The following is a 23,242-nucleotide window of genomic DNA, read 5'->3' on the forward strand; positions in this document are numbered from 1 at the left end:
TGGGCAAATACGAGGTGCAGACGGACCCATCCACGCGATAAGCGGATGAAAAGCAGGTTTGTTGAACAACAAATGCATGAACGTGCGCCCAATTATGAGTGCCCCGTGCGGCAGGTCGACGGGACATGCCATGGAGCTGACGCCGTCTAGATCGCGCGGCGGGCCTCGATAGCGCGGCCAAGCGTAAGCTCGTCGGCATACTCCAAGTCGCCGCCCACGGGAAGGCCGCTCGCAAGACGCGATACCTCAACGCCCAATGGCTTAATGGTGCGAGCAAGGTAGCTCGCCGTGGTCTCGCCCTCAATGTTGGGGTTGGTGGCGATAATGACCTCGTGGATGTCCTCGTGGCCCAGGCGCGCCAGCAGCTCGCGGATATGCAGCTGCTCGGGACCGATCTTGTCCATGGGGCTGATCACGCCGCCCAGCACATGGTAGAGGCCATGGTAGCTGCCCGTGCGCTCGATTGCCTGGACGTCGCGCGGCTCGCCCACCACGCAAATGCGAGTGGTATCGCGCATCGGGTCCTGGCAGATGGAGCACTCGTCGGCCGTGGCGTAATTAAAGCAACGGCTGCAAAAGTGGACCTCCTGCTTGACCTCCAGGATGGCCTCGGCCAGGCGGCGGGCCTCCTCGGCATCGGCCTCGAGCAGGTAATAGGCGATGCGCTGGGCCGACTTGGGACCAATGCCCGGCAGACGACCCAGCTCATCGAGCAGTTTTTGCAGACTGTGATTCGCACTCATATATATGCGTGTCTTAGAACGGCATGCCCGGGATGTTGAGGCCGCCGGTGATGGCGCCCATCTGCTTGTTGGCGAGCTCGTTGACGCCGCGGACGGCCTCGTTGACGGCAGCCATGATCATGTCCTGCAGCATATCGACGTCCTCGGGATCGAGCGCATCGGGATCGATGGTGAGGTTGACGAGCTCCATCTCGCCGTTAACGGTCACCTTGACCATGCCGCCGCCGGCAGAGGCGTCGACGGTCTGGGACTTGAGGTTCTCCTGCGCGGCGGCAAGCTGCTCCTGCATCTTGCGAGCCTGCTTCATCATCTGCTGCATGTTCATACCGGCCATAATGGCTCCTTTACGTGCGGCCGCGCGACAAGCTGCAAGGGCAGCCGGAGCGCGGCGGGACTTTCAAACTCAAAAATCGTACCACGGCGCGCGGCCAGCGAGCGGGGCGGTCGCGCTACCTCAGTCGATATACATGTCCTGGAGTGCAAGCCGCGCCCAAAGATTATGCAAAGTCGAATAATTCGCATCTGCATAATATTGAAAGCTAAATCTTGTAGAGCCGGAATCCGACATTTAATGCGTACCGCTAAATGGCTAAATGCCGAGCCACTACTCGAGGCGGCGCTCATGGCGGTGGGGTATAATTTGATTGCCGCAGATAGCAATTTGGAGGTGCCCCATGAATGCCCCCGACGTGCTCCAAAACATCCGCTCAAAACACCCCGTTATGTATGTGGTTCTCTATCTCTTTGTCGGCTGGGCATTGCTGGTTGTCATCACCCATGCTATAGCCTTTGGAGCAGAACTGCTGGTAGCCAGCTCGGGCCAGCCCGTCGTCAAATGGGAAGCGACCGATGAGTGCACCGACGGAACCCGAACCGTTTACTACAACAGCCCATCCCTCTACCAAGAGTTCAAGGTCAAGATAAAGAACTCCAAGATTGTCGATGCCGAACTAGGCGTTTTCTCGACAATCGGAGCAACCGTCAGCGCCGAGCAAGTCGAGTACACGGACAGCCATGCAACGTATCGTATCGACCTCAGCATCCTAGGCCGACCGTCACGTACCTGTCTACTCGAATGCGATATACGCGGCACCACATTACACATGTCCGAAATACAGATGCGCCCGGACAAAGAGTTCTCTTCTTGAGCAGTATGCCCGCCCGCGCAGCTACTCCACCGGCTTGAAGATGGTGGCCTGGCCGAAGACGCTGCGGATGAGGGCTTTGGCCTCGTCCTCGGTCTGCGGGATACTCGGGGCTGCGCCCTGGTGGCCGAAGGGGCTGCCCGCGCCTGGGTTGGACTCCCAAGGGGCAGCGGGGGCGTCCTCCTCTTTGGGGGCAGCTGCAGCGGGCTTGGGCGCGGACGCCGCACCCGGCACGTCGAACGGCGGCAGATCGTCCCCGCCGGCATCGGCAGCAAAACCGCCGACCATGGCATCGTCGTAGGGAACCTGCTCGGATTCCCACGGCGCAGACGACGCGGCAGGCTGAGATTTGGGGGCGGCAGAGCGCTCGGGCGCACGGGGCGCGGGCTCGGTCGGGAGCTTGCCCGTAGCGGGAGCGCCGGCAGGGTTGTCGGAGCGCAGCCAGGGGGCCTTAGCCAGGTCGGATGACTTGGGCGCAGGCGCGGCAGCGGGCTTGGGCGCGGGAGCCGGAGCGGCCGGTTTGGGCGTGGCGGGCTTAGGCGCCGACGGGGTCGGTGCCATCACCGGCGTCGCTTGCTGCTGCGGAGCGCTGGCGCTCGAGGATGCAGGGGCCGCCGAGGACACGGGTTGCGGGTCCGCAGATACCGCAGCCCGTGCAGATGGAGAATGCTCCTCATGTTGAGGAGCCGGCGTGCCACCCCCATCCAGGACATAGTCGACGGTACGACGACCGAAGACCGCACTGACTGTCGGCAGAACCACCGACTGTGTGTCGGCGCGACCGAGCATCTTGATAGCAAAGGTCGAGCCCGCGGGGAACGAAACCGTGAGCTTGGAGCCGTCGTCGGCCGTGGCGCGGGCGTTGAGCAGCAGGCCTGCGTAGGAAGCCTGACGAGCCTTGACGCGCTCGACGACCTCGGCCCATTTGCGCTGGAGCTCGCCGGCGTCCTCGACCGCGGGGGTCTCGGCAGCACCGGCGGCGGCAACCTGGGCGGCGTTGTTGGGCTTGGACACCGGCACGGTCGATGCAGCAGGCACGGGAGCCGGAGCCGCAACGGGCTGAGGTGCAGGCGTTACAGGCTTGGGCGCGGGAGCCGGAGCCGCGGACTTGGGTGCAGGCTGGGCAGCCGGAACAGCAGCGCCGCGGTCCCAAGGCATACCGCCCTGGCGCGCGGACGTAGCAGCAGGGGCAGCGGATGCCGCCGGAGCAGCAGCACGGACGCCCGAAATTAGCGTCGGCTGCTGGGCAGCAGCGGGTACGGATGCTGCAGGCGCGGCGGCCTGAGCAGCAGCCACGCTCGCCGGAACGGCGGCGTTGGCAACCATGGCCTCCAAGCGAGCTACGCGCTCAGCCAAAGCTTCAATCGTCAAATCGGCCTCGGGACGTGCCAGACGCGTGCAGGCAATCTCGAGCACCAGGCGCACGTCGCTCGCACCCCTCATCTCCAGTGCGGCATCGTCGAGCACTGTCAGCACACGGGCCAGGCGGTCGGCAGGATGCTCGCCAAAGGCAGCGGCCTCGGCAGCAAGCGCCTCGGCCTGCTCGGAGCCGCCCTCAAACAGCTCGGCACGGGCACCGGCAACGCAGGCAACATACACGTCGCGCACATGCGCCACCAAGTCACGCGTCAGCTCAAGCAGGTCATTGCCCTCCTCGACCTGTGCGCGAATGAGCCCATACAGCTCGGCGACATCGCGATCAGCAATGGCGCGCGCAAACTCGCCTAGAATCTGGTCCGAAACTTCGCCCAAAAGCGAACGGGCATCGTCCGCATGCACGGCGCCGTTGCCAAAAACGCTCAGCTGCTCCAGCGTGGAGAGCGCGTCGCGCATGCCGCCCTTGGCATGGCGCGCCACGATAGCCAGCGCCTCGTCGTCGTAATCGAAGCCCTCCTGCTCGCACACGTATGCCAGGCGGCGCTCGATATCCTCGTTGCCGATGCGATGGAAATCGAAGCGCTGGCAGCGTGAGAGGATTGTCTCCAGAATCTTTTGCGGGTCGGTGGTGCACAGCACAAAGATCACGTGCGCCGGCGGCTCCTCGAGCGTCTTGAGCAGCGCGTTAAACGCCGCCGTCGTGAGCATGTGGACCTCGTCGATGATATAGATCTTGTACTTGCCACGCACCGGGGCAAAGTTGACGGAGTTGATGATTTCCTCGCGCACGTTGTCTACGCCGGTACGGCTTGCGGCATCGAGCTCGTAGACATCGGGGTGGTTGCCCTCGGCGATGAGCTCGCATTCCTCACAGGTGCCGTCGGGCATGCAGCCGCTCGCACCCTCGGCGCGCGCCGCCTCGGCATTGCGACAGAGCAGCGCCTTGGCAAGAATACGCGCCATGGTGGTCTTGCCCGTGCCGCGCGGTCCGCAGAACAGGTACGCATGGGACAGGCGCCCCTCGGTGATGGCGTGCTCGAGCGTCGAGACGATATGCTGCTGGCCCACCACGGAGTCGAAGGTGAGCGGGCGATACTTTCGGTACAACGATTCCATGGGTGCTCCCCCGGGTATACTGAGTCTTGTTGCCGCGGCGGCCATGCGGTCGCACGGCATACTGCATCCATAATAACCCGTACGGCGAGCCCGCCGCGATAGGAGTCCAAAGAGCATGGCAGACGCAGAGAGCAACCTCGTTCCCTCCGAAGCAGCCGACCAGGTCGAGGTCGCGCTCGAGGAGCAGGCCGCAGCCGACGACGGCATTCTGTACCTCAACGAGTATCGGTACGAAAACGACCTGGTCACCGACTTCGCCCGCCTGGTCGCCTCGCCCAGGCGTCGCGGCTCGCTGTATGTCGCCGCGGCAGTTGCCGCGCTCATCGGCATCGGCATGCTGGTGGCCGGCGGCAGCTGGATCAAGTTCGGCGTCGTGTTGATCGTGTTCGGCGCCTTTTTGGCCTGGTGGAGCAAGAACCTGCACCACACGCTCGCCCGCGACTTTATCGACGCCGTCGAGGCCGACGAGTCCATGGGTGGCCGCTATCGCCGCGTCGCCGCCAACGAGGACGGCCTGATGGTTTGGGGCAAGAGCGGCAAGTCGCAGTTCTTCCCGTTTGACAAGCTCGACCACGTACTCGACGGCGAGCGCATCTTTGTGGCCATGTTCGCCGACCAGGGCGTGACGATCCCCAAGGACACCTTCGTCCGTGGCGATGCCGAGCAGTTCGGTCCCTTCCTCAAGGCCCGCATCAACAAAAAACTCCGCATCGAGACCAAGAAGAAGAAAATGAAGGCCGAGAAGGCCGCCGCCGAGGCCAAGCAGGGCGACAAGCCCCAGGACAACAAGGGCAAGCAGCGCAAGCAGAAGAAGAACAAGAAGAAGCGCTAAGGCCAAGCCAGACGGGCAGCCTCGCATCCCGCTATCCTCCCCATGCACCCGAGCGTGCTACACTAGCAGCATCTATGCCACCGCGAACGGCTCGGCCCCGCGCCCGCCGCTCGCAAACGAACTTTAAACGCACGAGGGTTGGCCATGCCGCTTTTCTCGCAACATACCGCCCGGTTCTCGCCGGACGTTCCTTTGGAGGGCACCAGCTCTCGCGAGCTGCTCAAGCGGTACCAGCCGCTCGAGACACTTGCGACCGGCGGTTTTGGCTCCATCGAGATCTGCCGCGACACGCACCTGCGCCGCCGCGTCGCCATTAAGCGCATCCCCCTTATTAACGGTGTCGGCATGCCCGCCAGCGACATCATGGATGTCCTGCGCGAGGCGCACACTGCCGCCATGCTTCAACATCCCAACATCGTGCAGGTCATCGACTTTACGCACGACACAGCCTATGCCTACCTAGTTATGGAATATGTCGATGGCATGTCGCTGGCCGAGTTTTTGCATCGAGTTGACGGCCATTCGCTCACCTTTGACGAGGCCGCGGCAATTGCCGACGCGCTGGGCCAGGCGCTCACCTTCGCCCATAGCAACGGCGTGCTCCACCTGGATATTAAGCCCGCCAACGTGCTCATCGACCACTCGGGCAATGTAAAGCTCACCGACTTTGGCATGGCGCGGCTGTCGTCTGCCGGCGGCTTTGGCGGCTCGCGCGGCGGCACCATCGGCTACATGCCGCCCGAGCAGCTCGATATCGAGACCGGTACAGTCGACGAGCGCGCCGATGTCTTTGCCCTCGCCTGTGTGATCTACGAGGGCCTGTGCGGCAGCGCTCCCTTTATGGCCGCCACGCCCGGCGACTCGCTCGACCGCATCATCGGCGGCGCCACCTACCCCAGCGAGCTCATCCCGCACTTTCCCCCGGGAGCCGAGGCTGCACTCATGAGCGCCCTCTCCCCCATGCCGCAAGACCGCCCCAACAGCATCGAGGCATTTTGCGACCAGCTCCTTGCCGGTCTGGGCAGCGTGCGCGAAGGCCGTCGCAGCCTGGAGCAAATGGTCGGCGAACTTTCGGATGACGAGCAGGAGCTCGACGATATCGAGCCGTCGCACTACGAGGACGACGCCATCGAGGTCGACCCCGCGCTCGGCTGGGCGGGCACGCGCTGGAGCCATGCGCGCGACTACACCATGCGCGCTATCTCGGCGCTAACGTGCGGCACCTTTAGCTTTTTGCTGATGCAAACGGCCGGGGTCGCGGCGCTTCCCGGCCTGGTCATTGCGGCCATCGCGATCGGAGCGGCGGCTGGCCTGGCCCCCCAGATTGGCTCGGCCATCTCGGCTGTGGGCTTTTTGGTGCTCATGGCCAACGCCACCATGCAGGCGCAGGGCATCCTGTCGATGCTGCCCGTCGCGGTGATCCTTGCCGCTGCCATGTCCGGTTGGTGGATCGCCTGGGGTCGCACCGAGGCTGCCGCGAGCGCCGCGCTCACCTGTGCACTCGCGCTTGGCTGTCTGACCGGCAATACCTTCCTGGCAGCTGGGGTCGCCGCCGGCGTCGCGTCATTTTGGCTCGGCCCGGCAAGCGCCGCCGCGGCAACGGGCATGGGCGCGCTTTTTGCCCGTCTGGCCACGGTCGCGCTTTCAGCCGGAGGCGTGCTGGGGCTCGGTAACGTTGCCGCAGCGCTGGGAGACCCGCTCCTTTGGGCTGCCTTTGTGCTGGTCGCGGCAACTGCCGCAGCGTCATCCGCGCTGCTCAATGCCCATGCCAAGCGTGCCGATCAGGGCTCAAACCTTGCCGCAATCGCCGCCATCGCTGTCACCGGCATCGGCTGCGCAGCGGCGTCCTGTCTTGCACACCATATGGAAATTGCCAGCCTTGCAGCCGCGGTCATCGCCAAGGCGGCGGTTGCGGGAATCCTATCCTCTATAATCGTTGGGATATGCCTATATTTGCTCGGATACCAAAGAACCTATACGGAGAGTGATCTTTCGTGAACTTCCTGAACATCTTCGAGGACCACGTGGCCGGCATCTTCGGTGCCACCCGTGCCCCGTTCTCCTTTAAGAAGCTTGCCAAGCAGGCTGCTCGCGACATGGAGGATCAGACTCTGGTGATCAACGGCGTCAACACGGCGCCGGCACTCTATACCATCCTTATCGCCGCCGACGACGATCCCATGCTCGCCCCGTTCTACCCCGAGCTTTCGCGCGAGGTCCGCGAGTTTGTGAAGGCGCAGGCCGAAAAGCGCCGCTATGTCTTTGTCGGCGAGCCCCTCGTGCGCTTTATGATCGATCCGCAGCTGCGCGCCGGCAAGTTCTCGGTCTTTGCCGAGAACGTCGATGCGCCCACGCTCGGCCGCCTGTACGAGGAAGAGCGCGCCTACCAAAACGGCCTGGGACAGAATAACTCGGCCGCAAGCCGCGCCGCCAGCGCCCCGCGCGCCGGCCAGCAGCAGTTTGCTGCCCCGCAGCAGCAGCGCCCCGCCGCCATGCCCCAGCAGCAGCCGACGCCTCGCGCCGCCGCTCCCGACCCGCTTGCCGTGGCAGACCCCTTCGCGCCTAGCGTCCCCGACCCCGCCGCCGCACCCATCCCGGTGCCGCAGACCGTCTCGCGCGACGCGCTTGCCGGCATGGGCGGAGCCGCCGCGACCGGTGCCGCCGTGGGCCTAGGCGCCGCAGCCGGCATCGCCTCCAACATGGCGAGCACTCGCGCCCCGCAGCTCCCGCTCGCCCAGCTCGTCGACGTCGTGAGCGGCGAGAGCCATAGCATCACCTCCGCACAGGTGACCATCGGTCGCGAGCGCTCAGTTTCCGACATTGCCCTGCGCGACCCCAACGTGTCGCGCCGCCACGCCCAGCTCACCTTTACGGGCTCGGATTGGTCGATCGAGGACCTCAATTCCACCAACGGCACGCTCGTCAACAACCGCCGCATTACGCGCTGCCCGCTGCGCAACGGCGATCTGCTGACGTTTGGCCTGAGCACCTTTGAATTTAGGGGATAGTCGCTTATGAACATCGATATCGTCCTTTTTGCAGGCCGCATCGTCCTGGTCGCCCTGCTCTATATCTTCCTGTTCGCCGTCATGAAGACCGGCGTGGGACTTGTGCGCGGGCAGCGCCGCGACTCGGCTATCTGGACGATTGATGTGGACAAGGGTCCGCGCGGTATCCGCGGCATCCACGTAGACATGCTCGGCCCCGTCATCGTCGGTCGCTCGCCATCTTCGGACATCTGCATCAACGAACCGTTCGTCTCGGCCTCGCATGCGCGCTTTTCGCTGCAGGGCCCGGCGCTCATCATCGAGGACCTCAACTCGCTTAACGGCACGCTCGTCAACGGCCGCCAGCTCGTGGAGCCCGCGACGCTGCGTGAGGGCGACGAAGTCCAGATTGGCGACGTGGTCATGAAGGTGAACCGTCGATGATCGACGAGGAGAGCAAGTCCGCAACTATGACCGAGGCACCGGCTGCCGCCACAGCTGTGCCGGCCCACGCCGCTCCGGCGGGCTCCAAACCCGTGGAGCCCGAGGACACCGTGTTCTCCCTGCCTCTTTCGCATGTAACGCATGATATTTCGGATCTAGCCGATAACGAGGACGAAGAGGATGCCGCAGCGGCGCCCATCGGCGCACATGTTGCGGAACAGCCCACAGCGCCCGAAGCAACCCCGGCGCCGGCTCACTTTGCAGAGCCCGTCGCCGCGGCAATCAACGAGAGCGCTGCGGTGTTTGCGGCACCCGAGCCCGCCGCGCCGGCGTTTCCCATAGCCCCGGCATCCGAGGTTGCGCCCGCGTCTACGTCGGCGCCCGAGCCTATAGACGTCAGCCCGCAAGACGACGAGTCGACCGCCCGCGTTTCCGAGGAGCCCGACTCCCCGGACACCGGCGATTCCGAATCAAACGCCGTGACCGACACCGTCTCTCCCGGTGACACCGCCGAAATCGACGTTGCCGCCGTTGAGGCCAAGCTCAAAGACCCCGGCTCGACCATGAGCTTTGAGCCCCTGGCCGAGGAGCGCATCGAAACCGACTCGACCTATGATGCCGGCACCACCACGCAGCTCATGTGGGGCGCCCGCTCCGACGTTGGCTGCGTGCGCCCGCACAATGAGGATTCCTACCTGGTGCAGTCGCCGCTCTTTTGCGTGTGCGATGGCATGGGCGGCCACGCCGCCGGTGAGGTGGCATCCTCCATCGCCGTCGAGACCATCGCCAAGACAGCCCCGCAGTCTGCCGATGCGGCACGCCTGGCTGCAGCTGTCGAGGCCGCCAACGCCGCTGTGATCGAGGCCGCCTTGAATGGCCTGGGCAAGCCCGGCATGGGTTGCACGGCCACCTGCGCCTATATCGAAAACGACACGCTCGCCATCGCCCACGTGGGCGACTCGCGCGCCTACCTGCTCCACGAGGGCACGCTGATTCGCGTGACCCGCGACCACTCCTATGTGGAAGAGCTCGTGGACGCCGGCGAGATTACGGCCGACGAGGCCCGCGTCCATCCCAACCGCTCGGTCATCACCCGCGCGCTGGGCTCGGACCCTGCCATGTACGCCGACCACTTTACCCTGCATATCGAGGAGGGCGACCGCCTGATCCTGTGCTCCGACGGCCTTTCGAGCATGATTCCCGATAGCGATATCGAGAACATTGCCACGCAGTCCTCGACCGCGCAGATCTGCGTCGACAACCTGGTGGACGCCGCGCTTGCCGCCGGTGGCCACGACAACGTGACCGTAGTAGTAGTCGACCTGGTCGACGATGGCGTCATGCGCGAGGCGCAACGCGTGCGTCGCCGCAATATCACCATCGGCGTGGTCCTGGGCATCGTCTTTGTGCTGGCAGCGGCAATTTGGGCCTACGCGGGCATCACCGGCTCGTACTACCTTGGTACCTACCAGGGCAATGTCGCCGTCTGGCGCGGCCTGCCCGGCAAGCCACTCGGACTCAAGCTCCACTGGCTCGAAAGCGAAACCAGCATCAAGCTGTCCGACCTGCCCGAAGACACGCAAAACCGCCTCAAGGCGGGCATTCCGCAAACAAGTGTCGACGATGCGCAGGACACGATATCCAAGTACCGCCACCAGATCGACGAGGAGCAGACCCGCCAGGTAATCGACGCGCAAACGATTCGCGACAACACCAATCAGGGATCGACCTCCGAATCAGATTCCGAGAAAACCGCCGAACAGTCCGCCGAGGCCGAAGCCTCCGATAAGAATTAGAAAGGGAGTGCCGCTTATGAGTCGCCGCAACACCGAGCTGCTCTTGCTCATCGCCTCGGCGTTCCCCGTCATCCTGCTGTATGCGATGTACGTCCTCACCGCGGGCGCTGCCATCTCCTTTGAGACGCTCGCCGTACCGATCGGCCTCTTTGCCGCCTTTGCCGCGGCCCACATTGCCGTGCGCATCTTGGCGCCCGGTGCCGACCCCGCCATCCTGCCCATTGTCTTTGTGCTTTCGGGCATCGGCATCACGTTCGTGACGCGTCTCGCCCCCGCTCTCGCCATCTCACAGCTCATCATCCTGTTTGTCTCGGTGGCCCTGATGGTGGGAACGCTCGCACTGGTCAAAAACCTCGACGTGGTCATGCGCTACAAGTACACCTTTGGCATTATCGGCATCATCCTGCTGATGCTGCCCATCTTTATCGGCACCACGATCTCGGGCTCCAAGCTGTGGATTCGCATCGCGGGCTTTACCATCCAGCCCGGCGAGTTCGCCAAGGTCTTTATCGTGCTGTTCCTGGCCGGGTACCTGGCCGAGAACCGCGAGCTGCTCTCCATCTCCAACCGCAAGATCCTGGGCTTTAAGATCCCTCGCCTGCGACTGCTGCTGCCGCTGTTTGCCGTGTGGGGTGTGTGCCTGCTCGTCGTCGTCTTCGAACGCGATCTGGGTTCGGCCGTGCTGTTCTACACCATCTTCTTGCTGATGCTCTACGTTGCCACGGGGCGCTTTTCGTATGTCGTTATCGGCCTTGCGCTCTTAGCTGTTGGAGCCGTGGGCGCCTACAAGTTCCTGTCTCACGTTCAGGTGCGTTTCCAGGTTTGGCTCGATCCGTTTAAGGACGCCCAGGGTCAGGGCTACCAGATCGTCCAGTCGCTCTTCTCGCTTGCCGATGGCGGTCTGGTCGGTGTTGGCATCGGCAACGGCATGGCCAACAACATCCCTGTCGTCGAGTCCGACTTTATCTTCTCGGCTATCGGCGAGGAGATGGGCCTTTTGGGCGGCGGCGCCGTGCTCATCCTGTTTATGCTCTTTGCCGTGCGTGGCCTCACCACAGCTGCCCGCGCTAAATCCGACCTCGCCGCCTTTAGCGCCACCGGTCTTACGGCAGCCATCAGCTTCCAGGCCTTTTTGATCGTGGGCGGCGTCACCCGCCTGATCCCGCTGACCGGCGTCACTCTGCCCTTTATGAGCCAGGGCGGCTCCTCGCTGCTGGCAAGCTTTATCATCGTCGCGCTCCTGCTACGCGCCGGTGACGAGGCGACCGGACGCGAGGCAGAGCTTACCGGCACCGGCACCATGGCCGCCATCACCGATGATCAGGTCGCATCGGCCGCTGCCCCGACGGGCACACGCTTTGCCACCTCGTCTTCCTACGGCAGCGGTAGCCATTCCGTCGGCTCGCGCATGCGCCGTCGCCTGCTCGACACGCCTGAATCCGGCGTGCTCGGCCGCGTTGCGCTCGCCAACCGTCTAACCCGCGCGGTGCTCGCCTTTACGGCGCTGTTCGCCATCCTTATCGGCAACCTCACCTATGTCCAGGTCATTAAGGCCAAGGACTATCAGGACATGCCGACCAACAACCACACCATCGCCCGCTCCAAGTACATCCAGCGCGGTTCCATCATCACGTCCGACGGCGTGACGCTGGCCGAGTCGCTGCAGCAGGAGGACGGCACCTACGTACGCTCCTACCCCAACGGTAACCTAGCAGCGCACGTGGTTGGCTACGTGAGCCAGCAGTATGGCACCACCGCCATCGAGAGCGTCATGAACGACACGCTCACCGGCTCTAAGGACTACTCCAGCTGGAACAACGCCATCGCGTCGCTCGCGGGCCAGACCCAGCCGGGCAACACCGCCAAGCTCACCATCGACTCGCGCATCCAGACGGCTGCTGAGCAGGCGCTCAAGGGCTTTAAGGGCGCTGTAGTGGTCATCGACCCGCGTACCGGCGCGGTGCTCGCATGTGCCAGCTCGCCCACCTACGACAACACCAACATCGATGCCCTGCTGCAGACGGGCGGCGGCGAGGACGGCTCCATGTACAATCGCGCCATGGACGCGCTGTACACGCCGGGCTCAACGTTTAAGGTCGTTACGCTTTCCGCGGCACTCGAGACCGGTACCGCTAGCCTTACCAGCACCTACCAGGCGCCCGGCTCCATGGACATCGGCAACGCACCGGTCACCAACTATGCCAACGAGAGCTACGGCACCATCAGCCTGCAGCAGGCCTTTGCCGTGTCCTCCAACGTCGTCTTTGGCCAGGTGGCAAACGAAGTTGGCGCAAACACGCTCGTGCAGTTTGCCAACGCCTTTGGCTACGGCCAAAAGCTCGGCCAGGACCTGACCTCCGCGGCCTCCATCATGGCCGACCCGTCGCTCATGACCGAATGGGAGACCGCCTGGGCCGGCGCCGGCCAGCCTGTCGGCATGGACCACACGCCCGGCCCGCAAACCACCGTCATGCAAAACGCCGTGATTGCCGCCGCCATCGCTAACAGTGGCGTGGTCATGGACCCGTACTTTGTAGCCCAGGTACTTGCCCCGGACGGAACCGTGGTCAAGACCACGCAGTCCCGCTCGCTGGGGCAGGCCGTCAGCTCCGCCACGGCCGACCAGGTCAAGCAGGCCATGCTTGCCGTCGTCCAGTCCGGCACCGGCACCGATGCCCAGATCCCCGGCGTAAAGGTCGCCGGCAAGACCGGCTCGGCCGAGATCGGCGGCACCAACGTCAACTCGATGTTCGTTGGCTTTGCACCTTACGATTCACCCACGGTCGCCATCTCGGTGGCCTTGGAGGATTTCGACAAGCATGACGTCAAGGCCGCCAAGATCGCCGGCATCGTCCTGACCGCGGCGCTTGCTGCACAGGGAGCGTGATGCCCATGATCGAATCGGACACCCGAGGCGCGCCGCGGCCGAAGAGCTAGCGGCAACGCGCCACACGGCCTTAGCGGCCACATCGTAGGTACTACACACATCGTTGAGCGAATAGTTATGTTAGGAGCAGGAATGGAACAGAGGGTCCTCGGGGGAAGATACCTCCTCAAGGATAAGGTGGGAACAGGCGGCATGGCGACCGTCTACCGTGCACAGGACCAGGTCCTCGACCGCACGGTTGCCGTCAAGATCATGCTGCCGCAGTATGCTGGCGACGCAACCTTCGCCGCACGCTTTAAGCAGGAGGCCCAGGCAGCAGCCGGTCTCTCCTCCCCCTATATCGTGGGCGTCTACGATTGGGGCAAGGACGGCGACACCTATTACATCGTCATGGAGTACCTGCGCGGCACCGACCTCAAGAGCGGCATCAAGAGCCACGGCGCCCTCGACCCCAAGAAGGTCGCCCAGATCGGCTCGCAGATCAGCTCCGCGCTTTCGGTCGCCCACAAGCACGAGATCATCCACCGCGACATTAAGCCGCAGAACATCATGGTGCTGCCCGACGGCAACATCAAGGTGATGGACTTTGGCATCGCGCGCGCCAAGAACAGCCACCTCACGCAAGACAACAACGTGCTGGGAACCGCCCACTACGTCAGCCCCGAGCAGACCCGTGGTCAGGACCTCGGCCCCACCTCGGATATCTACTCGCTGGGCGTCGTGATGTATGAATGCGCCACCGGCCGCGTTCCCTTTGACGGTGACGACGCTATCTCGGTCGCACTCAAGCAGGTCAACGAGCTGCCTATTCCGCCGAGCCAGATCAACTCCGGTGTCGACGCCGACCTTGAGCGCATCATCCTCAAGTGCATGGAGAAAGACCCGGCAAACCGCTTCCAGACCGCCGACGAGCTGCGTCAGGTGCTCAACAGCTACCTGTCGGGCCGAGCCGTCAACGTCTCGGAGCCCACGCGCATCATCGGTGCCCCCGGTGAGCTGGGCGCCACCAAGACTCGCGAGCTTTCCGATCAGACGCGCGCCATGGTGCGTCCCGTCTCGGGCGTGAGCGGCCAGAATACCGCCCGTAGCTCGGTTTCGGGCTCCACCGGCTCCTACGAGGTCGAAGAGCCCAAATCCAACAAGAACAAGATCATCGCCGCCGTGGTGGCAGCGGTTGCCGTCATCGGCATCGTGGTGGCTTTTGCCACGGGACTCTTTGGCGGCGAGCAGGTCACCGTGCCCGATGTGCTCGGCAAGGACCAGCAGACTGCCGTCGAGCTGATCAAGGAAGCCGGCCTCGAGGTCGGCACCATCGACCAAAGCTACAACGACGATGTCGACGAGGGCAAGGTCGCCGAGCAGACGCCCAACGGCAACACCAAGAAGGCCAAGGGCACCAAGGTGAACCTGGTAATCTCCAAGGGCCCCAAGCCCTCCGAGAAGGTTGAGGTTCCCCAGCTTCTCGGCCTGACCAAGGACCAGGCAGAAGCCGCGCTGGCAAGCGTTGGCCTGAAGGGCAACGCCTCCGAGGAGGCCAACGAGGCCGATGAGGGCCAGGTCTTTGAGCAGGGCACCGAAGCCGGCAAGGAAGTCGCGAAGGGCACGACCATCTCGTACAAGGTCTCGAGCGGCCCGGATACCACGTCCGTCCCCGACCTGACCGACATGACCGAGGCCCAAGCACGCAACGCCCTCGATATGGCAGGCTTTGGCGTCGACGTGAGCTACCAGGAGAACGACTCGGTTACCGAGGGCACCGTGATCAGCTGGAACCCCAGCGGCAAGCAGAAGCCCGGCGCCACGATTACCGTCGTCATTGCCAAGAAGTCCGGCAAGGCCAGTGTTCCGGGCAACCTGTACGGCAAGAGCATCTCCGCCGCCGTCACCGCGCTCAACAACGCCGGTTTCTATAACATCGGCTTCTGTGACCAGAACGGCAATCCCGTAAGCGGTAACGAGGATGCCACCGTTACGGGCGTCTCCCCCACCGGCAAGCAATCCACCGACAGCACGATCACGCTGACGGTCGCACTTTCTGGCTCGGGCTCTGGCTCTGGCTCGGGCACGGGTGACGATTCCGGTACGACCAACTAGTCGCCACCCCACCGCCCATCACGGCTCTCGCCGCAAACATATTCGCTCACAGGCGCCCGCTTGCTCCCCCAGCAAGCGGGCGCTTCGTTTTTGACATGGCATGAACCAGAAGAGCCCGGCACCGTGGTGGTACCGGGCTCGACAAATCTCTGGTGCCCCCGGGCGGATTCGAAAACTCCCCCCGCGGGGAAATTGGTGACGCGGGTGTCGACGGCTCGAATCCTGCCCTAAGACCAGAAGAGCCCGGCACCGCAGCGGTACCGGGCTCGATATTCCTCTGGTGCCCCCGGGCGGATTCGAAAACTCCCCCCCCCCGCGGGGAAATTGGTGACGCGGGTGTCGACGGTCCGAATCCGGCCTTTAGACCAGAAGAGCCCGGCACCGTAATGGTACCGGGCTCGACAAATCTCTGGTGCCCCCGGGCGGATTCGAACCGTCGACACCCGCTTTAGGAGAGCGGTGCTCTATCCCCTGAGCTACGGAGGCATGTTGTACTAGTGTAGCAGATTTACTGCATCGCCATACGTCGCATGACTAGACTTCGAAGTTGCGGTGGAATAGTTCCTGTCTGAAGCATCTAAAGCCGTATTTAGGAACTATTTCACCGCAACTTATGAGGAGCTAGTTGCCTTTGTGGAAAAGGTTTTTGATAACAGAGGGGATGCTCTTTGCGCCCTTGGCCGTCACATCGATAAAGTCGGGCGAACGCACGAGTCTATCCTCGTCCACGTACTTGCGCACAGCGCGCAGCGTCTCTTTGTCGTCGCGCGTCGAAAACGTAAAGTGACCGTTGTCCTTGGTGAAGATGGCAAAACGCGTAATCTTCTTGGTGCCGCGCAAGACCTCGGCGGCAATATAGTCGACCTCGTCCCACGGGATTTGAATATAATCCTCGGGATTGCGCTCGTTATAGTACTCAAACGCCTTATTGCCCACCATCACGTTACCGTGGCTGGTAAGCCCCATCAGGCAGGTTGCCGGCGTTGCCAGATCGACCGTGCTGTTCTGAGATTGCGCCATACGCGCCTCGCCCTCCAATAAAAACAATCGGACCGCATCCAGTGTACCCACCGGGTGCGGTCCGTTTCAATGGCTCAAAAGCCCTTGCCTAGCAATTCTCGGTCTTAAGCCGAAGCGTGCTTACATGAAGCCGCAGAAGCGACCGATGATGCCGACGGCGAAGAGAGCCAGGATGATGACGATCGGGCTGACCTTCTTCTTGAGGAGCTTGCAGACCAGCAGGGTCAGGCACACGGCGGCAAGGCCGGGGATGAGCTGATCGAGGTTACCCTGGAGCGTGGTGACCTTCATCTGATCAAGGGCGGTAGCACCGACGGAGTTGTACATCGTCAGCGCTTCCTTGATACCCTCGGAACCGGAGGGCAGGCTAGCCCAGTCGATAAAGGCACCAGCAGACTGCTTGACCGTGGAGACGATCGGGGTGAAGGAAATGGACACCCAGCGCTCGACCAGGGCGCCGATGATGAACATACCCAGGATGGAAGCGCCCTCGGTGACCTTGCCCATCAGACCGCCGGAGAGGTCCTTGGCGATAGAGGAGCCGACCTTGTAGCCAAACTCCTGTGTGTACCACAGGAAAGCGTAACGGATGATGTTCCACGCAAAGAAGAACAGCAGCGGACCGACGATGCTGCCGGACATGGCCAGGGAAGCGCCCAGAGCGCCCAGAATCGGGCGAAGGGTGAACCAGAAGACGGGGTCACCGACGCCGGCGAGCGGGCCCATCATACCGACCTTGACGCCCTGGATGGCGACGTCATCGATCGGAGCACCGTTGGCACGCTCCTCCTCGAGGGCGAGGGTAACGCCAATGACGGGGGCGGAAACATAGGGGTGGGTGTTATAGAACTCCAGGTGGCGCTTAAGAGCGGCAATCTGGTCATCCTTGCTGGTGTAGAGCTTCTTGATCGCAGGGATCATTGCGAAGCACCAGCCGCCGTTCTGCATACGCTCGTAGTTCCACGAGCCCTGAAGGAACTGATGACGGAAGCAAACCTTCTTACGGTCAGCCTTGGTGAGCTGAATCTTGTTCTCTGCCATATGTATCACTCCCCTCCTACTCGTAATCGTTCAGAATGTCGCCGAGCGGGTCGCCGGAGCCACCGCCCATGCCGCCACCCTGCTTGGCCAGATCCTTAAGGCCAAGGTAGATGAGGGCAAGGGAGATGCCGATGAGGCCAAGGGCGATCAGCGTGAGCTGAGGGATGGCAGCAAGGACAAAGCCGAGGACGAAGAACGGCCAGGTCTCCTTGGTGGCCATCATGTTGATGACCATGGCGTAACCGACGGAAGCGACCATGCCGCCGCCGACAGCCATGCCGCCGGACAGCCAGTCGGGCATAGCGTTAAGCGCGTTGGTAACGGCCTCGGCCGGGATGACGCACAGAAGCACTGCCGGGATGGCGATACGAAGGCCCTGCATGAGGATGGCAGCATACTGCCAGCGCTCGATGCCGGAGAAGTCGCCCTTCTCGGCGCAACCGTCCATGGCGTGAGCGATAGCGGTAGCAATGGTACGGCAGATCATGGTCAGGAACAGACCAGCGACCGACAGCGGGACGGCGACGGCGATAGCGGTGGTAACGGCCTTGGCCGAATCGGTGGCGCCACCGTTGAGGGCGAGCACCATGATGATCGAAGAAGCGACCGAGGCCAGAGCGGCGTCAGGCGCGACAGCGGCGCCGACGTTAGCCCAGCCAAGGGCCATCATCTGGAGCGAACCGCCCAGGAGGATGCCCTCCTGAAGGTGACCGGTTACGAGACCGATAAGCGTGCATGCCACGAGCGGCTGATGGAACTGGAACTCATCCAGAATGCCTTCCATACCGGCAAGCAACGCGACAATCGCAACAAGCAGAATAGTGATTGCAGACATGTATCGGACCCTCCTTTACTATGCTTGAGCGGCCAGTTCGGCCTTAGCTTTCTTCAACATGGCGTCGAGATCCTCGGAGGAATCCGAAGGAACCTTGCGGACCTCGAACTTGACGCCCTTGGCCTTGAGGGCCTCGAGAGTCTTGACGTCGTCATCGCCCATAGCGACGGCGTTGGTGACGACGACCTTGCCCTTGGAGTGAGCCATGGAACCGATGTTGACTTCCTTGATGTCGACACCGGCCTCGATGGCCTTGAGCAAATCCTGCGGGTTCTCAAAGAGCAGCATGGCCTTGGTGTCACCAAAGCGCGTGTCCTTGACGACCTCGGACATCTTCTTGATGGGCACGACGTTGGCATGGACTCCCGGAGGGGCAGCCTGCTCGATCATGGTCTTGCGGAGCTCGTCGTGAGCAACGCCGTCGGAAACCACGATGATGCGGTTGGGGTTGATCTGCTTGGTCCAAGTGGTGGCCACCTGACCATGAAGCAGACGGGTGTCGATACGGACGTGGGCGATCTTGATGTGCCCGTCGCCGATGACCGTTCCCGGAGGGATGGCGCCTGCAGGAGCAGCGGCGGCCGCAGCCGGCTTCTTCTCCTCGGGCTCCAGAGACTCGGGCTTGACGCGCACGCCAGCCTTAGCCTCAGTCACGAGATGTTTTGCGATCGCATGTGCAGTGTTCTTTGCGTCAAAGCGCTGCGAATATGCCTCGATGAGCATAGGCAGGTTGACACCGGTGACGATAGCCCAGGAATCGTGGCCCTCGATGAGCCCGCTGATCTGGTTGAACGGCGTGCCGCCCCACAGATCAACGAGGAAGAGCACCTGCTCCTGGTCCTCGAAGGAAGCGACTGCTTCCTCGACCTTGGCGCGGAAATCGTCGGGGCCCATGCTCGGCTCGAGCGAGACCACGGCAACAGACGGCTGATCGCCAAAGACCATCGAGCCCGTCTGCTTGATTCCAGCTGCCAAGTCCCCGTGGCTAGCAAGAACAATACTTACCATCACATAACCTCCTTTTTGTCTACGTATTTCCTACACGACATGAAAGGAGTATACCTGTTTGGATTGTGGAATTATAGCTAAATTCGCAAAAGGTTGGATTATTTGTTTAAACGTCTAAGTTTGTTACAAATTGATTACATTGCTGGTTTACAGCTCATTGCCTGATAAAACGTGATTTGCCGATTGTTTCCAAAGACATATACAGGCGCACTGTTCGTTAAAACCGCTTTTAGGTGGATCCCAATGCGCCTGCGTGCCGCCATTTTGTTTAAACAGACATGACTTGACTAACCGAAGCAAATATGTTTAGAACTCTAGCCCATGCAGTCATTGGATGTTAGGCGATGTGGAGTGGGTTGGCGGCGTCGACGGCATCGGGTGCGTCGGAGAGGCCGTCAGGAGCAGCGTCTGCCGGGTCCTCGTCGGGAGTCTCGACCTGTTTGATCATTACCTCTTGGCCCTGCAGCAAATAGGTCTCGCCGCTACCGCAATGGGGACAGGTCTTGCCGTGCTCGACCGTCGCGTAGTCGCAGCCGCACGCCTCGCAATGTGTCACGGCCTCGACGGGCTCCACGATAAGCTCCGCGCCCTGCGCGATAGGCTTTTTATCTGCTGCCCAGCGCCAAGCGTCGAGCAGCAAGTCGGGAACGACGCCCGAGACCTCGCCCAGTAGCAACGTCACGCTCGAAACGCGACGCACGCCATGAGCGCGCGCCACATTCTCGACATCGCGAATGATGTGGTAAACGATTCCCAATTCATGCAAGGTAGAAACCTTTCAACAACGGTTGATGCGATGTCAGCCAAACGTCAGCGAGCGGCGATCCAGGTGCCCCAGGTTGCCCCGAAACAAGGCGTCCGCTGGGCTTTTGCCCGCGGCGCCGAAGTTGAGGGGCAAGATGGGGTGCTTGGGCGCCGCGCAGCGTCGGCAGTGCCGCCGTTCGTTAGAACGGCGGAACCTCATTACTTGCGACCGAATTTGATCTTGATGGCGCGCTTGAGTGCGTACTTGCCCAGGCTGGGAAGCTTTTGCTCGTATTTGACCATCGTGGAGCACTCGGGGCGATCGCGATCCAGGTGGATGGCATCGAACGCGCACTTGGTGGTGCACAGACCGCAGCCGATGCACTTGTTGGGGTCGACGATCGAGGCGCCGCAACCCAGGCAGCGGGCGGTCTCGGCACGCACCTGCTCCTCGGTAAAGGTCTCGACATACTCGCTAAACGGCTCGGCCTTCTCGCGCTCGCGGTCGACGTGAGCCACCTCGCGGCTCGCGTTGTCATAGCTCTCGATCACCACGTCATCGCGGTCGAGCGCGCTGTACTTACGCTGGTTGCGGCCAATGGTGAGCGTAGAGCCCGGCTGCACAAAGCGATGTATGGACACGGCCGCCTCGTGACCGGCGGCGATGGCATCGATGGCAAAGCTGGGGCCGGTGTAGACGTCTCCGCCCACAAAGATGTCGGGCTCGGCGGTCTGATAGGTCTGGGGATCGGCAAGGGCACCCTGGCCACGGCCGAGCTCCACCTTGGAGCCGGCCAACAGGTCGCCCCACACGATGGACTGACCGATGGACATGACCACGCGGTCGGCGTCCACGCGACGCAGATCGTTCTCGTCGTACTCGGGCGCAAAACGGCCCTCGTCGTCAAAAACACACGTGCAGCGCTTGAAGGTAATGCCGCACACACGGCCGGCATCGTCCAGATGGACCTCCTTGGGACCCCAGCTGCAGCTGATGTGCGCGCCGTCCTCAACGGCCTCGCGACGCTCTTCCTCGCTAGCGGGCATCTGGGCCTCGCTCTCCAGGCAGAACATCTCAACGTGCTCGGAACCCAGGCGACAGGCGTTGCGAGCCACGTCGATGGCCACGTTGCCGCCGCCCACCACAATGGTGCGGCCGGGCAGCGCGTCGATCTTGCCGCTGTTGACCTCGCGAAGGAAGTCGACGGCCACGGTCACATCCTCGGCATCCTCGCCCGGAATGCCGGCAAGGCGGCCACCCTGGCAGCCAATAGCCACGTAGAAGGCCTTAAAGCCCTGTGCGCGCAGCTCATCGAGCGTCACGTCGCGACCGACTTCCACGCCATAGCGGAACTCGGCACCCATCAGGCGAATAACCTCGACCTCGGCCTCGATAACATCCTTCTGCAGCTTAAAGCTGGGAATGCCATAAGTGAGCATGCCGCCCGGGCGCCCGTTTTTCTCGAACACGACGGGCTTGTAGCCCTTCTCGGCCAGATAAAAAGCGCAGGACAGACCGGCCGGACCGGCGCCGATGATGGCGATCTTCTGGTCGAAGCCACCAGCGCGCGTCGGCGCCACCACAGGCGGGACGTAGCGGGTCGCGGCGTCCAGATCACGCTGGGCGATAAACTTCTTGACCTCGTCGATGGCCACGGCCTCGTCCACGCGACCGCGGGTGCAGGCATCCTCGCAGCGGCGGTTGCACACGCGACCGCAGATAGCGGGCAGCGGGTTCTCGCGCTTGATGAGCGCCAGAGCCTCGTCATAGCGGCCCTGCGCCGCAAGCTTTAAGTAGCCCTGAACGGCAACGTGTGCGGGGCAAGCCGTCTTGCAGGGAGCGGTGCCGGACTCGTGCGTCTCGATGCGGTTGTCGTTGCGGTAGTTGGGCGACCACTTGGTGTGGTCCCACTTGGTGGCATCGGGCAGCTCCTGGCGCGGATACTCGGGCACCTGTCCGCCGGCCTTTTTGCTACAGAGCTTCTGGCCCAGTTTGGCGGCGCCGGCCGGACACACCTCAACGCAGCGACCGCAGGCCACGCACTTGTCCTTCTCGACCTTGGCGACGTAGGCCGAGCGCGACAGGTTGGGCGTGTTGAACAGCTGCGAGGTGCGCAGGGCATAGCACACGTTGACGTTGCAGTTGCAGATGGCGAAGATCTTGTTCTCGCCGTCAATGTTGGTAATCTGGTGCACGAAGCCGTTGTCCTCGGCCTGGCGCAGGATGTCGTAGACCTCGTCGCGCGTTACATAATGGCCGCGGTCGGTCTCAACCACATAGTCGGCCATATCGCCCACGGCAATGCACCAGTCGGCGGGGTCGTCGGCGCAGCCCTCACCCATCACGCGACGGCTCGCGCGGCAGCTGCAGGTGCTAGCGGCATATTTGCCATCGTATTTGTCGAGCCAATGCTCGATATGCTCGATCGGCACCGACGTGCTCGCGGCATCGATAGCCTTCTCGACCGGAATGACATGCATGCCGATGCCGGCACCACCGGGCGGCACCATCGGCGTGGCCTTGGACAGCGGTCCCTTGGACGCCTGCTCAAAGAACTTGGCATAGACCGGGTGCTCCTCGAGCTGGCTCATGCGCATGTTGAGGAACTCGGCGGAACCCGGCACCAGCATGGGCAGCACCCACTGCTTGGCGCGCTCGGGGTTTTCCCAGTTGTACTCGAGCAGACCCGTGTAGCTCATGTCGTCGAGCATCTTCTCGATATCGGCCTCAGGCATGCCGGTGAGCTTGACCATCTCGGGCAGCGTATAGGGGCGGCGCATCTTCATCTTGCAGAGCACTTCGGCCTGCTCGTCGGTTGCAGCTTCGGCAAACGACCAGTACTCGTAGCCCAGCAGCTCATCGCGATGCAGCAGACGGTTGGTGCAGTGCTCGCACAGCTTGACGATGGCCTCGCGCGGATGCTCCGGCAGCGGCGGCACGAACTCCGAACCGATGTCGGGCTCGGTGTAGCTAATCCCCGGTCCGTTGAGAATCATGGTTGTCCCTTCTCTTGCCACAGCCCGGCGGGACCGCGGCGCCCCTCTTTTTTTGCAGGCCGGGCATGCCCCCATGCCGTTCACCCGCCATTGTTGACATTGTGTCAAAAATAGTATTGACGAACCGTCAACAATATTCAAGACTGTTAGGCGAACGGTCAGGCAAAAGAGGATGA

General features: G+C 62.7%; 17 protein-coding genes and 1 tRNA gene. 8 read left to right on the forward strand and 10 right to left on the reverse strand.

Annotated features, from left to right (window positions below; all coding sequences use genetic code 11):
* Nucleotides 1-146: 146 nt before the first annotated feature.
* Both recR and LK493_RS04875 read right to left on the reverse strand, forming a co-directional pair.
* The gene (gene recR / locus LK493_RS04870) at nt 147-743 is read right to left on the reverse strand and encodes a recombination mediator RecR (protein ID WP_006235173.1); all 597 of its coding nucleotides are present in this window, start codon (nt 741-743) and stop codon (nt 147-149) included.
* A 13-nt stretch (nt 744-756) separates the two neighbouring features.
* On the reverse strand, nt 757-1,077 hold the full coding sequence (locus LK493_RS04875; protein ID WP_006235174.1) for a YbaB/EbfC family nucleoid-associated protein: 321 nt from the start codon (nt 1,075-1,077) through the stop codon (nt 757-759).
* 340 nt (nt 1,078-1,417) lie between these two features.
* Here LK493_RS04875 and LK493_RS04880 point away from each other — a divergent pair, with 340 nt between their 5' ends.
* Entirely contained in the window at nt 1,418-1,891 is a 474-nt protein-coding gene (locus LK493_RS04880; protein WP_227790318.1) for a hypothetical protein, read from the forward strand.
* Nucleotides 1,892-1,912: 21 nt separating this feature from the next.
* On the opposite strand, the gene dnaX is transcribed toward LK493_RS04880, so the two are convergent.
* The gene (gene dnaX / locus LK493_RS04885; RefSeq protein ID WP_227790319.1) at nt 1,913-4,381 is read right to left on the reverse strand and encodes a DNA polymerase III subunit gamma/tau; all 2,469 of its coding nucleotides are present in this window, start codon (nt 4,379-4,381) and stop codon (nt 1,913-1,915) included.
* Nucleotides 4,382-4,496: 115 nt separating this feature from the next.
* Between dnaX and LK493_RS04890 the strand changes: the two genes are divergently transcribed.
* The 7 genes from LK493_RS04890 to pknB all read left to right on the forward strand — a co-directional run bounded on the left by LK493_RS04890 (nt 4,497) and on the right by pknB (nt 15,421).
* Nucleotides 4,497-5,213: a hypothetical protein gene (locus LK493_RS04890; RefSeq protein ID WP_227790320.1), complete on the forward strand. Its 717-nt coding sequence runs from the start codon at nt 4,497-4,499 to the stop codon at nt 5,211-5,213.
* A gap of 144 nt (nt 5,214-5,357) precedes the next feature.
* Nucleotides 5,358-7,211: a serine/threonine-protein kinase gene (locus LK493_RS04895; RefSeq protein ID WP_227790321.1), complete on the forward strand. Its 1,854-nt coding sequence runs from the start codon at nt 5,358-5,360 to the stop codon at nt 7,209-7,211.
* Nucleotides 7,208-8,221: an FhaA domain-containing protein gene (locus LK493_RS04900; RefSeq protein WP_227790322.1), complete on the forward strand. Its 1,014-nt coding sequence runs from the start codon at nt 7,208-7,210 to the stop codon at nt 8,219-8,221. The genes LK493_RS04895 and LK493_RS04900 overlap by 4 nt, the downstream gene beginning before the upstream one ends.
* Nucleotides 8,222-8,227: 6 nt before the next feature.
* Nucleotides 8,228-8,644: an FHA domain-containing protein gene (locus tag LK493_RS04905; RefSeq protein WP_006235180.1), complete on the forward strand. Its 417-nt coding sequence runs from the start codon at nt 8,228-8,230 to the stop codon at nt 8,642-8,644.
* On the forward strand, nt 8,641-10,440 hold the full coding sequence (locus LK493_RS04910) for a Stp1/IreP family PP2C-type Ser/Thr phosphatase (protein ID WP_227790323.1): 1,800 nt from the start codon (nt 8,641-8,643) through the stop codon (nt 10,438-10,440). Before LK493_RS04905 ends, LK493_RS04910 begins: the two co-directional genes overlap by 4 nt.
* A gap of 16 nt (nt 10,441-10,456) precedes the next feature.
* Nucleotides 10,457-13,327 carry an FtsW/RodA/SpoVE family cell cycle protein gene (locus LK493_RS04915; RefSeq protein ID WP_227790324.1) on the forward strand — a complete coding sequence of 957 codons (2,871 nt, stop codon included), beginning with the start codon at nt 10,457-10,459 and terminating at the stop codon, nt 13,325-13,327.
* A gap of 132 nt (nt 13,328-13,459) precedes the next feature.
* Nucleotides 13,460-15,421 carry a Stk1 family PASTA domain-containing Ser/Thr kinase gene (gene pknB, locus LK493_RS04920; protein WP_227790325.1) on the forward strand — a complete coding sequence of 654 codons (1,962 nt, stop codon included), beginning with the start codon at nt 13,460-13,462 and terminating at the stop codon, nt 15,419-15,421.
* 410 nt (nt 15,422-15,831) lie between these two features.
* Here pknB and LK493_RS04925 read toward each other — a convergent pair.
* The 7 genes from LK493_RS04925 to LK493_RS04955 form a co-directional block, all read right to left on the reverse strand.
* Nucleotides 15,832-15,907 (reverse strand) — tRNA-Arg (locus LK493_RS04925).
* Between the two features lie 135 nt (nt 15,908-16,042).
* Complete coding sequence (locus LK493_RS04930; protein ID WP_227790326.1) at nt 16,043-16,441, reverse strand: DUF956 family protein; 399 nt, start codon at nt 16,439-16,441, stop codon at nt 16,043-16,045.
* Nucleotides 16,442-16,561: 120 nt separating this feature from the next.
* A complete protein-coding gene (locus LK493_RS04935; protein ID WP_035136639.1) occupies nt 16,562-17,482 on the reverse strand; it encodes a PTS system mannose/fructose/sorbose family transporter subunit IID in 921 nt (306 codons plus the stop codon).
* A 16-nt stretch (nt 17,483-17,498) separates the two neighbouring features.
* Nucleotides 17,499-18,317: a PTS mannose/fructose/sorbose transporter subunit IIC gene (locus tag LK493_RS04940; RefSeq protein WP_006235195.1), complete on the reverse strand. Its 819-nt coding sequence runs from the start codon at nt 18,315-18,317 to the stop codon at nt 17,499-17,501.
* Nucleotides 18,318-18,335: 18 nt separating this feature from the next.
* On the reverse strand, nt 18,336-19,325 hold the full coding sequence (locus LK493_RS04945; protein WP_227790327.1) for a PTS sugar transporter subunit IIB: 990 nt from the start codon (nt 19,323-19,325) through the stop codon (nt 18,336-18,338).
* A gap of 337 nt (nt 19,326-19,662) precedes the next feature.
* A complete protein-coding gene (locus tag LK493_RS04950; protein ID WP_227790328.1) occupies nt 19,663-20,091 on the reverse strand; it encodes a hydrogenase maturation nickel metallochaperone HypA/HybF in 429 nt (142 codons plus the stop codon).
* A 197-nt stretch (nt 20,092-20,288) separates the two neighbouring features.
* On the reverse strand, nt 20,289-23,066 hold the full coding sequence (locus LK493_RS04955) for an FAD-dependent oxidoreductase (RefSeq protein WP_227790329.1): 2,778 nt from the start codon (nt 23,064-23,066) through the stop codon (nt 20,289-20,291).
* Nucleotides 23,067-23,242: the final 176 nt, after the last annotated feature.

Origin of the sequence: Collinsella aerofaciens, assembly GCF_020709435.1 — a bacterium.
GTDB classification, from domain to species: Bacteria; Actinomycetota; Coriobacteriia; order Coriobacteriales; family Coriobacteriaceae; genus Collinsella; species Collinsella aerofaciens_AU.

What these genes read in the sequence shown, in the direction of transcription:
- recR (WP_006235173.1), bottom strand. Translation starts at nt 743, where the DNA reads ATGAGTGCGAATCACAGTCTGCAAAAACTGCTCGATGAGCTGGGTCGT.
- LK493_RS04875 (WP_006235174.1), bottom strand. Translation starts at nt 1,077, where the DNA reads ATGGCCGGTATGAACATGCAGCAGATGATGAAGCAGGCTCGCAAGATG.
- LK493_RS04880 (WP_227790318.1), top strand. Translation starts at nt 1,418, where the DNA reads ATGAATGCCCCCGACGTGCTCCAAAACATCCGCTCAAAACACCCCGTT.
- dnaX (WP_227790319.1), bottom strand. Translation starts at nt 4,381, where the DNA reads ATGGAATCGTTGTACCGAAAGTATCGCCCGCTCACCTTCGACTCCGTG.
- LK493_RS04890 (WP_227790320.1), top strand. Translation starts at nt 4,497, where the DNA reads ATGGCAGACGCAGAGAGCAACCTCGTTCCCTCCGAAGCAGCCGACCAG.
- LK493_RS04895 (WP_227790321.1), top strand. Translation starts at nt 5,358, where the DNA reads ATGCCGCTTTTCTCGCAACATACCGCCCGGTTCTCGCCGGACGTTCCT.
- LK493_RS04905 (WP_006235180.1), top strand. Translation starts at nt 8,228, where the DNA reads ATGAACATCGATATCGTCCTTTTTGCAGGCCGCATCGTCCTGGTCGCC.
- LK493_RS04910 (WP_227790323.1), top strand. Translation starts at nt 8,641, where the DNA reads ATGATCGACGAGGAGAGCAAGTCCGCAACTATGACCGAGGCACCGGCT.
- LK493_RS04915 (WP_227790324.1), top strand. Translation starts at nt 10,457, where the DNA reads ATGAGTCGCCGCAACACCGAGCTGCTCTTGCTCATCGCCTCGGCGTTC.
- pknB (WP_227790325.1), top strand. Translation starts at nt 13,460, where the DNA reads ATGGAACAGAGGGTCCTCGGGGGAAGATACCTCCTCAAGGATAAGGTG.
- LK493_RS04930 (WP_227790326.1), bottom strand. Translation starts at nt 16,441, where the DNA reads ATGGCGCAATCTCAGAACAGCACGGTCGATCTGGCAACGCCGGCAACC.
- LK493_RS04935 (WP_035136639.1), bottom strand. Translation starts at nt 17,482, where the DNA reads ATGGCAGAGAACAAGATTCAGCTCACCAAGGCTGACCGTAAGAAGGTT.
- LK493_RS04940 (WP_006235195.1), bottom strand. Translation starts at nt 18,317, where the DNA reads ATGTCTGCAATCACTATTCTGCTTGTTGCGATTGTCGCGTTGCTTGCC.
- LK493_RS04945 (WP_227790327.1), bottom strand. Translation starts at nt 19,325, where the DNA reads ATGGTAAGTATTGTTCTTGCTAGCCACGGGGACTTGGCAGCTGGAATC.
- LK493_RS04955 (WP_227790329.1), bottom strand. Translation starts at nt 23,066, where the DNA reads ATGATTCTCAACGGACCGGGGATTAGCTACACCGAGCCCGACATCGGT.